We start from the raw sequence: 13,090 nt of genomic DNA, 5'->3' as shown, positions 1-13,090 counted from the left end.
TGAACTGTGAACTGTGAACTGTGAACTGTGAACTGTGAACTGTGAACTGTGAACTGTGAACTGTGAACTGTGAACTGAAAGTGAGGTATGTTTAAAGTGTATATTAATATATATAAATCTCCTATAGGACTTTTAGAAATTGCTACGACTGAAAAAGGATTATGTTATATTAACTTTGTAGAAGACAAAAAATCTAATGCTAAACAGTATGATGAAACTAAAGATAACTTTTTATCAGAAGAAAGTATTAGAGTGTATAATGAAGTTATTAATCAATTAGATGAATATTTTAATGGAGAAAGAAAAGAATTTGATATAGATTTAGTTTTAGATGGCACAGAGTTTCAAAGTAGGGTTTGGAATGAATTAAATAATATTCCTTATGGAGAAATTAGAAGTTATAAGGACATTGCAGAAGCTATCGATTCACCTAAGGGGTATAGGGCAGTAGGAAATGCTAATAATAAGAATAAAATACCAATTATAATACCTTGCCATAGAGTTGTTGGTTCAAATGGCAAACTTGTAGGATATGCAGGGGGGATGTGGAGAAAAGAGTGGCTACTAAATCATGAAAATAATATTGTAGGTGAATAGGATTTGTATCTGAATAGATGGGATTCTTAGAATAGATATGTATTAATGTATAATGCACAATGCACAATGCACAATGCACAATGCACAATGCACAATTAAGGATGAAATATTTTAGCGGAGCTAAAATATTTCTATAATTATATTAGTTATAATTTTGCTTTGCAAAATTTGTAAGAAGATTTAATAAAATAAAGATTTTCTGAGGAACGAAGAAAATCATCAATAATTGTGCATTGTGCATTGATAATTGTGCATTGGGAAAAGTGCATTGGGAAAAGTGCATTGGGAAAAGTGTATTATTTTAAAAATAATAAATGAACAAAATTTAGTAAGAGGTGAAAATAATGAGTAAAGTATTAGAAAATCTACAACCTAAAAAAGTCTTTAGCTATTTTGAAGAAATGAGTAATATTCCAAGAGGGTCAGGTAATGAAAAAAGGATATCTGATTATCTTGTTGATTTTGCAAAGGAGCATAAGCTTGAGTATTATCAAGATGATGCCCTAAATGTGATAATTAAAAAGCCAGCATATAAAGGTTATGAAAAAACACAAACTGTAATTATTCAAGGTCATATGGACATGGTTTGTGAAAAGAGCGAAGAGATGCAGCATGATTTTGAAAAAGATCCTTTAGATTTGCAAGTAGATGGTGATTTTGTAAAAGCAAATTTAACTACTCTAGGTGCTGATAATGGGATTGCAGTGGCTTTTGCTTTAGCTTTGTTAGATTCAAAAGATATTCCGCATCCCCCTATAGAAGTTTTGGTAACTACCGAAGAAGAAACAGGAATGAGTGGAGCTGCAAATGTCGATGGTAGTAAATTAAATGGGACGATATTAATAAATATAGATTCAGAAGAAGAAGGAGAATTGCTTACTAGTTGTGCTGGAGGAGTAAGAAGTATTGTTGAGTTACCTATAGATTGGCAAGAAGTTGGAAATAATCAAGTTGAATATAAAATTAAAATTAGTGGATTAAAAGGTGGCCATTCAGGCATAGAAATAGATAAAAATAGGGCGTCAGCAGCTAAACTACTTGGCAGATTACTATTTAACTTGAATAAAGAATTGAAATTTAAATTGGCTCATATTGAAGCGGGGGCAAAGATGAATGCAATTCCAAGAGATGCATTTGCCAAAATATTAATAGATAAGAGTGATATAGAAAAATTACAGAAAATAATGAATTCCTGGGAAATAACTTTTAATAATGAATACAGTGGTGTAGAAGATAAAATCAATATATCATTGGAAGAAATATTAAAACTTGATGGAAAAGCTTTTACGGATGATGTGAAAGAAAAAGCCATTACTTTACTTGTAACAATACCACAAGGAGTTCAAAGTATGAGTCCTCACATAAGTGGATTGGTTCAAAGTTCAACTAACTTAGGAGTAGTTAAAACTACAGATAGTATATTAAGTTTTGAAAGTGCAGTTAGAAGTTCGGTTAAATCTTTGAAAGATGAAATAACAAATAGAATTGAAGCAATTTCAAAAATGGTAGGAGCAAATCAAAAATTGATTAGTGCTTATCCAGAATGGCAATATAAAGAAGATTCTTATATTAGAGATTTATTTGCAAGTACATATAAAGATATGTATGGAGTAGATACTAAAATCACAGCAATCCATGCTGGCTTAGAATGTGGCCTTTTAAAGGAAAGAATAGGTGACATTGACATGATATCTTTTGGACCTAATATGTATGATGTACATACTCCACAAGAAAGATTAAGTATTTCATCTACTAAAAGAACTTGGGAGTTTTTACTTGGGGTACTTAAAAGAATATAATAATGCACAATGCACAATGCACAATGCACAATTAAGGAGGAAATATTTTAGCGGAGCTAAAATATTTCTTTAATTTTATAAACCAATAAACCAATAAACCAATAAACAAAAGCTAATAAATCAATAAAAAAAGGCCAGTATATAAATTTGGATAAAACCAATTTATATACTGCCTTTTTTAGAGGTGTTTGTTTTTAAATTAAATAAAGATTTTCTGAGGAACGAAGAAAATCATCCATAATTGTGCATTGTAAATTGTGCATTGTGCATTGCTTTAAAGCTGTGCATTGCTTTAAAGCTGTGCATTGCTTTAAAATTTAAAAACAACCATAAATATATAGTATAATAACGGTATAAATATAGCGGGTAACATATTTGCTACTTTTATTTTTTTAATCTCTAACATATTAAAGCCTAAGGCTACTATCAATAAACCACCTATAGCTGACATTTCAGTTATAACGGAATCTACTAAAAGTCCTTTTAATAATGATGCAGCTATTGTAATTAACCCTTGATATAAAAATACAGCAGCAGCAGAGAAAATTACTCCAATACCCATTGAGGAAGCAAAAATTATAGAAGCAATACCGTCTAATGTGGATTTTGCAAAGAGCGTTTCATGATTGCCTGTTAGTCCACTCTGTAGTGCACCTACTACAGCCATAGAACCTACACAGAATAAAAGTGATGAAGTTACAAAGGCTTTAGCTATTCCACTTTCACTAGAAGAGAATTTATTTTCTATATTATGACCAATATTTTCTAATGCTTGTTCGATATTTAAAAATTCACCTAAAATACTTCCAATTACCATACTAATAATAACAAGCATAATATCTTCTGTTTTAAGGGCATTTTGAAGACCTATTAAAATTACAGCTAAAGATATTCCTTTCATAATTGTATCTTTATAATTTTCTGGAAGGCCTTTTCTTAATAATAAACCTATTAAGCTACCTAAAACGATTGCAATTGTATTTACAATGGTACCTAGCATAGTATCTTTTCCTCCTATTTTTTCATTAGGTATATATTATAACGAAATGAATATTTATACAATAAAAATAATTACTTAACTTTCGAAAAATATTAGCTTATTTAGTATTTTTTGCATATATATTATTATTTTGCAGAAAATAATCATAAATTATGAATAACAACAAGGGAGGAACTTTAATTGATTAATAATAAAGATTTATTTCAAAGTACGGTTGATAAAGTAAATGAGAAGTTAGAAAATAGAAATAGGATTGAACAAATAATTACTACAACAGAAAATTATGTGAGGACTGAAAGACATTTAGAACAACATTCTGACATAGGAGACAAACAAAATATTCAGCATGCAAAAGAGATACAAAAAAGAAGGAAAGAAGATATTGAAAGATTAAAGAATAAAATTGTTTATGGAGAGAATTTTAATCAAAATGAGTATAATAATTTAGTGGAAAATTATGAGGCAACAAAAGAATACTTAGAACATAATATTGGCAAAATTGATGAATATGATTATAATTGTTTACTAGAAAAACAAAAACACAGGGAAGAAAAGCTGAAAGAATTAATAATCTATTAGAATGATAATAAATATTAAAGAAAAATGATTATTGATATTGACTTTTATTTGAAACTAAGTTAATCTAGTTGTGAGGTGATAAATATGAAATTAAATTTAGAATTAGATGAACAATCTTTAGATGCATTAAAGAATGCTTTTAATGATAAACCAGAAGAAGCACCTGATACTATTAGAGTATATGCTATGGGAGAGGGCGGATGTTCCGGTCCTAGATTTGGATTAGCTTTTGATGGAATGTTGGAAAGTGATGTCCTATATGAAACAGAAGGTATAAAAGTAATTATGGATAAAGATGAATATGCTTCATATGGAGATATAAGAATTTCATTTATGGGATCTGGCTTTTTAGTTGCTCCTGTAAATCAAGCAGAAGGCGGATGCTCAACTTGTAGTGGATGTCATTAATAAAAAAAGTTGGCTTATGCCAACTTTTTTTTAGAGTCCAGCTAGAATATAAGTTAAAAATACTTGATTTTTAAAGATAATTTTTTACAGAAGCTGAATAACTAGTGTAGATTACTTATTATAGTAAAATCACTATGAACTATGAACTATGAACTATGAACTATGAACTATGAACTATGAACTATGAACTATGAACTATGAACTATGAACTAGTATCCTAGTAATAAAAATAGTAGGAACTATTAAGATAATCTTCATTATACTTTAGTGATAAATTGTATAATCTTTTTTTTATTTTCGAAGGGTCATCAAATTCTTTTATGGCTTTAAAAAAGCTGTTTTTTTCACGTAAGGTAGCTTTATCTTTGAAATAACCCCAAATATGCTCAGCAGTATTAATAAAATTTCCTTTTGAATAAGGCAGAGAGATACATTCATCAATAAAATAATAAAAATGTTCAATGCTAGTATCAGAATTCATCATATGACTACCTTTTTTATAAAGAGCATAATCTTTTTCCATAACCAGATATTTGTATTTTGCCCATTCACTTGTAAGGGTACTTTTTGAAGGATTTATAGATAAACTATTTATACATTTTAGCGCTGATATATTTTTATCTTTAACTTCCAACATTATATCTGTATCAAAACCTTTTATCTCTGAATAATAATCTAAAAATTCTTTTAACATAATAGTTTTAGAATGTGACCTACCATTTTTTAAGGGGTCAGCTTGAGAATAGTGAGTTTTCATTTTACCATCTTTTAAATTCCAAGTTGTACTAACTCCCTCAAAAATTTTTTTATATGACCAATCTAAAGAAGGATTACATTTATGATGTAAATTGTCGAAAACTACGGGAATGTTTAATGAATTACTAATCTTTAGTACATCTTGTAGAGTATATGATTTATCATCATTTTCAATAATAACTCTATTTTTGCTTGAGAAAGATAGCTTTTGGTAGTTTTTTTCAAATCGTTCTATAGCTTCAGTCTTATTGCCGTATACACCACCTATATGTATAACTATTTTGTGAGTATAATCAAGTTGTAGTAAATCTAGAAAGTTAGAATGGTAATCAATATCTTTTATGCTGTTTTGAACCACATTTTCATTTGGTGAATTAATGACGGAGTATTGACCAGGATGCATCGAAACACGAAGATTATTTTCTTTGATATAGGTTCCGATTTGTGAAAAATTATTTTCAAAACATTTCTCCCATTTAATATCATTAATACTATGGCCTGCAAAAGGAATTATATCTGAACTGATTCTGAAAAAATTAATATTATTATTTTTGTTATATTCTAGAATACGTAATAAATCTATAAGGTTTAAATTTGCAGCATTATAGAAATTTTCTTCAGTAAAGTTTTTTAGTAAAAATTTTCTGGTTGTTTTATATGGTACAGCTAAAGGGATACAAGCGTAACCAATCATATTAATTACTCCTTTTTTAAAAAAATCATAAATATATAATAATATAGATAAAAAAAAGCGAGTCAATAATATCTTATTGACTCGCAATTAAAGAATAAACAAAAATAAAAACATATTAGGAAGTGTTATCCTAATCTAAAATACTCTTAGAGATGAAATTCTAAGATGCAACCTTTTTCGCTATGCTTTTATATTTTATTATGGTTTATAAAGAGTGTCAAGTGGAAATTATTTAATAAATAAAATTGTAACTCCTAATACGGCTACAATAGAACCTATAATTTCTTTAATGGTAATTTTCTCTTTAAATAAAAAGATAGAAGGAGGTATTATCATAACTGGAACTATAGAAGTTATGGTAGATACAATACCAGCTTTGGTATATTGAACAGCTAATAAAGATAGTGATACTCCGATAAAGGGTCCGAAAATTGCACCTAAAGTTATAAATGACATAGCATATTTGTTGTGGATGGCAGGTTTTAAAGTTGTCCATTTTTTAGAAAAAAAGAATAATATAGCAAAGCCTAGAATTCCAAAGATAGTTCTTATTTGAGATGCAGCAAATGCGTTATAATCAGCCATACCTATTTTACTTAGGATTAAACCTAGAGATTGTCCAAAAGCACCTAAGAAAGCAAAGGTAATGCCTTTAATTGGATGGTTGAGTTTTATCTTGTCAGAAGTATCTTTTTTGAAAATTACAATACATATACCTAGTACAGTTATAAACATTCCTATAATACTAATTATACTAAGTTTTTCGCCAAGAATGAAATAGCCGAGTATTGCAGTAAGTGGAGGAGAAGCAGATAATACAAGCATAGAAATTCTTGCGCCAATTTCAACATAAGCTTCAAATAGAAATAGGTCTCCTAAAACTAAACCAACAATACCGGATAATCCTAACCATATCCAAGTATGTATGCTTGCATCGGTAGGTAAGAATAGTCCACGTAAAAAATAACAATATAATGATAATAAAAAAAATCCAATAATCAATCTTAAAAAATTCACAGCTAATGATCCAACTCTTTTTCCAGCTGCTTCAAAAGATAAAGAACAAACAGTCCAACAAATTGTACTAACTAATGCAGCGATTTCTCCTATGTATAAACCCATTATGATACTCCTTTTGAAAAATTAACTTATGTTTTAGAGTAATATGTAATAAAATTTAGTTTCTGATAACTAGCTTCTTTACTAGAAGTATTATAACAGAGTTATTTAATATAATAAATAGAAACAATTTATTTAAATTATAAGTTTAATATAGAGAAAACTATATTGATAGTTAGTTGATATAGTAGTAGAATAATCTTATAGTGAGTCGATAATAAGGGGATACATTTAAATAATTGTTAAAAAAATAACAATTATGAAAGGGGGAAACATGGATATACATATATGTATTGGAAGTTCTTGCCATTTAAAAGGATCTTACGAAGTAATCACAAAATTAACTGAACTAGTAGAAAAGAACAATTTAAGAGAGAAAGTAATAATCAAGGCTGCGTTTTGTTTAGGAAAATGTACCCAATCTGTATCTGTTAGAATTAACGAAAATGAGTTCTATTCTGTAAATAAAGATAAAGTTGACGAATTTTTTAATGATTACGTTTCAAGTAGGTTATAGTAATAGAATATTTTTAAGGGGGTTTTACTATGAATCTTATTGATTTTAATAGTCAAAACTGTAAGAACTGTTATAAGTGTTTAAGAACGTGCCATGTAAAGGCTATAAAAATTAAAGATGACAAAGCAGAAATAATGGAAGAAAAGTGTATTGCCTGTGGGCAATGTTTAGTAGTTTGTCCACAAGAAGCAAGATATATAAAGACGGATGTAGACAAAGTGCTTAACTTTATAAAAAGTGGTGAAAAGTGTGTTGTCAGCTTAGCACCATCTTTTGCAGGGTCTTTTGAGTATGAAGAATTTGGTCAAATGGTAACAGCACTAAAAAATATTGGATTTTATGCAGTAGAAGAGACAGCTGTTGGAGCAGAATTAGTTTCAAAAGAATATGAAAAATATATTAATAACAATAAGCTTAAAAATGTTATAACTACATGCTGTCCATCTAGTAATTTTTTAATAGAAAAATATTACCCTGAATTAATTAAGTATATGATTCCAGTTGTTTCACCAATGATTGCACATGCAAGAAGAATAAAAGAAAAATATGGTTCAGATACAAAAATTATATTTATAGGACCGTGTATTTCTAAAAAATATGAAGTTGCGTATGAAGATGAAACTAAATCTATTGATGCAGTAATAACTTTTGAAGAACTTTATAAATGGTTTAAATATAAGGAAATAAATATTTCGGATTTAGAAGAATCTGAATTTGATGAAGAAACATCAAAAGTTGGAACGTCTTATCCATTGTTAGGATCTGTAATTGACAGACTAGATATTGGAGATAAAAAATTAAAATATGATTATATTAAAGTTGATGGATTTGATAAGTGTAGAGAAATATTAGAGGAAATAAAAAATAAAAATATAGAAAATGTAATAGTAGAATTAAATGTTTGCATTGGTGGATGTATAGGTGGACCAGCAACACCCAAAGAAGAACAAGGGTTATTTGTAAGAAAGAAAAAAGTTAGTGACTATGTTAAAAGAAAAAATGATAAGGTTGATAATGATGAAAAGAAACATTATAATATTGGACTTGAGAAAAACTTTCAAAACAAAGCAGTAATTACAAATGAATATTCTGAGAAGCAAATTATTAGTGTTATGAGAGAAATGGGTAAATTTGAAAAAACAGATGAACTTAATTGTGGTGCCTGTGGCTATAATACTTGTAGAGAAAAGGCAAAAGCAGTTCTTGATGGTATGTCAGAAAAAACTATGTGTGTCCCTTATATGAGAAGTAAAGCTGAGAGTTTAACTAATGTTATTTTTGAGAATTCACCAAATGCTATATTTTTATTAGATGAAAATCTAGCAATTAAGGAATATAATCCGACGGCAGCTAGAATTTTTTTGTTATCTAATGAAGGATGTAATCCTAAAAATATTTTAAATATCATAAGTGATAAAAACTTAGTTAAAGCAAAAGAAAACAAAGAAAATGTTTATGGTGAGAAGGTTGCTTATCATCAATATGGGATTGTTATGCAAGAAAACATTTTGTACTTAGAAAAAGAAAAGATTTTTATAATAATAATGAATGATATAACATTAGAAGAAAAAAGAAAAAAAGAACTTGGCGTAGTAAAAGAAGAAACATTAGATGCAGCACAACGTGTAATAGAGAAACAAATGAGAGTAGCACAAGAAATAGCTAGCTTGCTTGGTGAAACTACAGCTGAAACAAAGGTGATTTTGACTAAACTAAAGAAAATGGCAAGTAAAGATGGTGATATATGATGAGTTATTTTATTGACTTTGCATATGAAAGTCTTAATAAATTTGGGGAAGAGTTGTGTGGGGATCATATTGAAGTTAATAGAACTAAGGATGGAATGATTATAGTGTTAGCAGATGGTCTAGGTAGTGGGGTTAAAGCTAATATTTTAGCAACACTTACATCAAAGATTGCTGGTACTATGCTAAAAGAGGGAGCTTCAATTCAGGAAACAGTGGATACTATTGCGCATACATTACCTATTTGTTCTGTGAGAAAAGTTGCATATTCTACATTTACTATAATAGAAATATTTAATAGCGGAAAGGTTAATGCTATTGAATATGATAATCCTCCATTTTTATTTTTTAGAAATAATAAACTAATAGAAGTACCAAAAGAAATGATGGTACTTGATAATAAAAAAATTTATAAGAGTACTTTTTATATGAAAGATGGGGATTACATAACTGTTGTAAGTGATGGGGCTATACATGCTGGTGTTGGCAAATTATTAAATTTAGGGTGGCAGTGGGAAAATATCGCAGAGTTTTTGGGCAAGCTAGATAGTAATACAAAGACTGCATTTGGAATATCTAAAGATTTGCTTCAAACTTGTAATGATTTATATGCAAATAAACCTGGTGATGATACTACGGTAATGACTATAAAGTTAACTGAACCGGAGTATGTAGAAATGATAGCTGGTCCACCCAAAAATCCTGACGATGATGAATTTATATTTAAAAAGTTCATGAGATGTAAAGGAAGCAAAATTATTTGTGGTGGTACTACAGCCAATATTGCAGCTAGGGTGCTTGATAAAAGACTTGAAGTCAATGAAGATACTTTAGGTATGAATGTCCCACCAACGGCATATATAGAAGGCTTCGATTTAGTAACAGAAGGAGTGCTAACTTTAACAAGTACTGTAGAGATAATTAAAGGGTATTTAGTCAATTGTTATGAAGAACCTTATAAATATAAATTTGATAGTATAGATGGAGCTACAAGATTAGCAGAAATTTTATTGAATAGATGTACACATCTCCATTTGTGGGTAGGTAAAGCAGTTAATCCAGCACATCAAAATCCTGATTTTCCTTTGGATTTGAATATAAAGCTTAAAATTATAAATGAACTTTCAGAAATATTAAAACAACTGGGTAAAAATGTGGAAATAACTTATCTTGATTAATTGATTATTTGACGTGTAATAGCGAAAATAAACATAAAAAAAGGAAAATAAATAAAATTTAAGGTATTTCCTTTGGGAATACCCTTTTTTTTTATAAAGTTATGGTATAATATAAAATGGTGTAAATTAGAACGCGAGGAGAGATTTCAATGGAGCAAGAAAATATTAATTCAATGAACGAAGTTATTACTGAAATCGATGAAACAATGAAAAAAATCGGTGTAGGTGATATACTAAACGGAACAGTTATTTCCGTTGGAGAAAATGAAGTACTAGTAAACATAGGATATATTACTGATGGAATAATCAGTAAAGAAGAAATGCCTGAAAATGATGAAGTTAATGCAGGTGATGAAATAGATGTTTACGTGTTAAAAGTAAATGATGGTGAAGGTAATGTAGCTTTATCTAAGAAAAAAGCAGATGCATTAAAAGTTTGGGATGAGTTAGAAGCATTAAATGAGAAAAGTGAAAACTTTATTGTTAATGTTAAGGAAGTTGTAAAAGGCGGAGTTACTGCTGATTTTAAAGGAGTAAGAGTATTTATTCCAGCATCTCATGTATCAGCAAGTTATGTAAAAGATTTATCAACATTCGTTGGAAATGAATTAGAAGTTGTATTAATTGATTTTGATAAAGACAAAAAGAAAGTTGTAGCTTCTAGAAAGCAAATTGAAATGGCAGAATTAGAAGTTAAAAAAGATGAAATATGGGCTTCTATCAAAAAAGGCGAAAAGAGAACAGGGAAAGTAAGTAGAATAGCTAAATTTGGTGCATTTATTGATTTAGGTGGATTAGATGGACTTGTTCATATTACTCAACTTTCTTGGGAAAGAGTTAAAAATGTTGAGGATGTTGTTTCAGTTGGTCAAGAAGTTGAAGTATATGTATTAGAGGTAGATAAAGAAAAGAATAGAATTTCTTTAAGTTTGAAAGATGTTAAAGGTAATCCTTGGGATGCAATGAAAGATAAGTTTAAAGTTAACCAAGTTGTAGAAGGTAAAGTTGTTAAACTTGCTAAATTTGGTGCTTTTGTTCAATTAGCTCCAGGGTTTGAAGGATTAGTACATTTATCTGAAATATCAGAAGATAGAATAGAAGAACCTTCTGATAAACTTTCAGTTGGAGAAAAAGTTAATGTTAAAATTCTTAATATTGATGTGGATAGTAAGAGAATATCTTTAAGTATAAAGGAAGCAGTTGATAATTCAGCTAAGTATGCTGAATTTATGGGTCAAGAAGAAGAAGGCGGAACTACTTTAGGCGACCTTTTTGGTGATAAATTAAAAGATTTATTTAAATAATCAATCAAAATTTTATTATGAAATAAAAAAACAGCTTACAAGTAAAATTGTAAGCTGTTTTTTAAAATAAAATTTTAAAAATGTATTTAATTTGTTTCTAGTTTCATACTACCAAGTTTAATCCAGTTTTTCTTTCTCATAAATTCAGAAATTATAATAGTGAGTATAGCAGGGGCTATAAATTCTAGAAGAATGATTTCAGCAATAAGTAGCGGTGCTGATATTGTGCCTTGCATAGCTGTATAGGTTCCTATAGGACCCACTAAACCACTTGTCCCCATACCAGCACCAATAGCTATATTTTCAAGCTCGAAAACTGTAATGGCTATTGGACCTAATATTGCACCAGCTAGTGTTGGAGGTATTAGTATTTTGGGATTTCTAAAAATATTTGCAATTTGAAGCATAGATGTTCCAAGGCCCTGCGAAATTAAACCAGACAATTTATTTTCACGATAACTAGCTACTGCAAAACCAACCATTTGCGCACAACATCCAATAGTTGCAGCTCCAGCAGCTGGGCCTGTAAGATTTAAAGATATTGCAATTGCAGCACTACTTATTGGTGCAGTGAGAGCGAGCCCCATTAAGGTAGCTACTATGATTCCCATAGGAATAGGGTTCAACGTTGTTGCAGTATTTATTAATTGACCAAAATCAGTCATAAAAGCTGCAATGTATGGACCTACGAATTTACCAGCTAAGGATCCAGCTATTATTGTAATAGAAGGTATAGCTATAATATCCATTTTCGTTTTTCCAGCAACAAGTTCGCCTATTTCTGCACCAAAAACTGCAGCTACATAAGCACCTACTGGTCCTCCGAGACTATAACCAAAGGCACCGGTTGCTGCAGATGAGAACATGGTAAGTGGACTAGTTTTTAATCCATAAGCTATGGCTACCCCAATGGCTGAACCAACTACAGGAGATTTAGCTGAAATAATTTCGGAAAATTCCGCTATAAAAGCTAAACCTGGTATTTTAGATATTTGAGATAATATAAGTCCAATTATTAATGAAGCAAAAAGTCCTAAAGCCATGGCACTAAGAGCATCTAAAAAATAACGTTTAAAAGCCCTTTTAAAAATTGAATCTGATTTTTTCATATAAATTCTCCTCTTTCTTGAAATGTAATGTATATTTTTCATAAAACCGTATTTCTATAAAAATATTGTATTGTAAAAAAAACGAGCATTATATATACACATGTATATACACTAATGTGATTTTATCATATCTCAAATTTATCTTCAACTATTTAGGATAGGATATATTAAATTTTTTATGCGTCAGATTATTAAATTAAGTCTATGTTTTAGAATATTATTATTCTGAAATGATAACTATTCTGCAATGATAACTATTGAGAAAATGTGTATTTAAAATTAAAC

The 13,090-nt window shown here is 29.3% G+C and carries 12 protein-coding genes; 8 read left to right on the top strand and 4 right to left on the bottom strand.

The genetic code is table 11. The features are described 5' to 3' along the window. Positions 1-87 precede the first annotated feature (87 nt). The gene (locus ACVHXK_RS11745) at positions 88-597 is read left to right on the top strand and encodes a methylated-DNA--[protein]-cysteine S-methyltransferase (protein ID WP_461206590.1); all 510 of its coding nucleotides are present in this window, start codon (positions 88-90) and stop codon (positions 595-597) included. 344 nt (positions 598-941) lie between these two features. Beyond that, positions 942-2,396: an aminoacyl-histidine dipeptidase gene (locus tag ACVHXK_RS11740; protein WP_461206589.1), complete on the top strand. Its 1,455-nt coding sequence runs from the start codon at positions 942-944 to the stop codon at positions 2,394-2,396. A 310-nt stretch (positions 2,397-2,706) separates the two neighbouring features. On the opposite strand, the gene ACVHXK_RS11735 is transcribed toward ACVHXK_RS11740, so the two are convergent. Then, positions 2,707-3,396: a DUF554 domain-containing protein gene (locus ACVHXK_RS11735; protein WP_461206588.1), complete on the bottom strand. Its 690-nt coding sequence runs from the start codon at positions 3,394-3,396 to the stop codon at positions 2,707-2,709. A 180-nt stretch (positions 3,397-3,576) separates the two neighbouring features. On the opposite strand from ACVHXK_RS11735, the gene ACVHXK_RS11730 reads away from it, so the two are divergent. Next, positions 3,577-3,975 (top strand): hypothetical protein, encoded by a 399-nt coding sequence (locus tag ACVHXK_RS11730; protein WP_461206587.1) that lies wholly within the window; start codon positions 3,577-3,579, stop codon positions 3,973-3,975. Between the two features lie 84 nt (positions 3,976-4,059). Next, positions 4,060-4,383, top strand: a complete 324-nt coding sequence (locus tag ACVHXK_RS11725; RefSeq protein ID WP_461206586.1) for a hypothetical protein — start codon at positions 4,060-4,062, stop codon at positions 4,381-4,383. Positions 4,384-4,600: 217 nt separating this feature from the next. Here the strand turns inward: ACVHXK_RS11725 and uvsE are convergent, their stop codons facing one another. Together uvsE and ACVHXK_RS11715 are read right to left on the bottom strand one after the other, a co-directional pair. Next, the gene (gene uvsE / locus ACVHXK_RS11720) at positions 4,601-5,833 is read right to left on the bottom strand and encodes a UV DNA damage repair endonuclease UvsE (RefSeq protein ID WP_461206585.1); all 1,233 of its coding nucleotides are present in this window, start codon (positions 5,831-5,833) and stop codon (positions 4,601-4,603) included. A 228-nt stretch (positions 5,834-6,061) separates the two neighbouring features. Further along, the gene (locus ACVHXK_RS11715; RefSeq protein ID WP_461206584.1) at positions 6,062-6,955 is read right to left on the bottom strand and encodes a DMT family transporter; all 894 of its coding nucleotides are present in this window, start codon (positions 6,953-6,955) and stop codon (positions 6,062-6,064) included. A gap of 271 nt (positions 6,956-7,226) precedes the next feature. On the opposite strand from ACVHXK_RS11715, the gene ACVHXK_RS11710 reads away from it, so the two are divergent. The 4 genes from ACVHXK_RS11710 to rpsA all read left to right on the top strand — a co-directional run bounded on the left by ACVHXK_RS11710 (position 7,227) and on the right by rpsA (position 11,696). Further along, entirely contained in the window at positions 7,227-7,469 is a 243-nt protein-coding gene (locus tag ACVHXK_RS11710) for a (2Fe-2S) ferredoxin domain-containing protein (RefSeq protein WP_461206583.1), read from the top strand. Between the two features lie 29 nt (positions 7,470-7,498). Further along, complete coding sequence (locus ACVHXK_RS11705; RefSeq protein WP_461206582.1) at positions 7,499-9,217, top strand: [Fe-Fe] hydrogenase large subunit C-terminal domain-containing protein; 1,719 nt, start codon at positions 7,499-7,501, stop codon at positions 9,215-9,217. Beyond that, positions 9,217-10,392, top strand: a complete 1,176-nt coding sequence (locus ACVHXK_RS11700; protein WP_461206592.1) for a SpoIIE family protein phosphatase — start codon at positions 9,217-9,219, stop codon at positions 10,390-10,392. The genes ACVHXK_RS11705 and ACVHXK_RS11700 overlap by 1 nt, the downstream gene beginning before the upstream one ends. 149 nt (positions 10,393-10,541) lie before the next feature. Next, positions 10,542-11,696, top strand: a complete 1,155-nt coding sequence (gene rpsA / locus ACVHXK_RS11695; protein ID WP_461206581.1) for a 30S ribosomal protein S1 — start codon at positions 10,542-10,544, stop codon at positions 11,694-11,696. An 86-nt stretch (positions 11,697-11,782) separates the two neighbouring features. Here the strand turns inward: rpsA and ACVHXK_RS11690 are convergent, their stop codons facing one another. Beyond that, positions 11,783-12,805, bottom strand: coding sequence for a PTS transporter subunit IIC (locus ACVHXK_RS11690; RefSeq protein WP_461206580.1), 1,023 nt, complete (start codon positions 12,803-12,805; stop codon positions 11,783-11,785). Positions 12,806-13,090: the final 285 nt, after the last annotated feature.

Source organism: Clostridium sp. DL1XJH146 (assembly GCF_054819755.1).
This window is presented reverse-complemented; position numbering and strand designations above follow the sequence as displayed.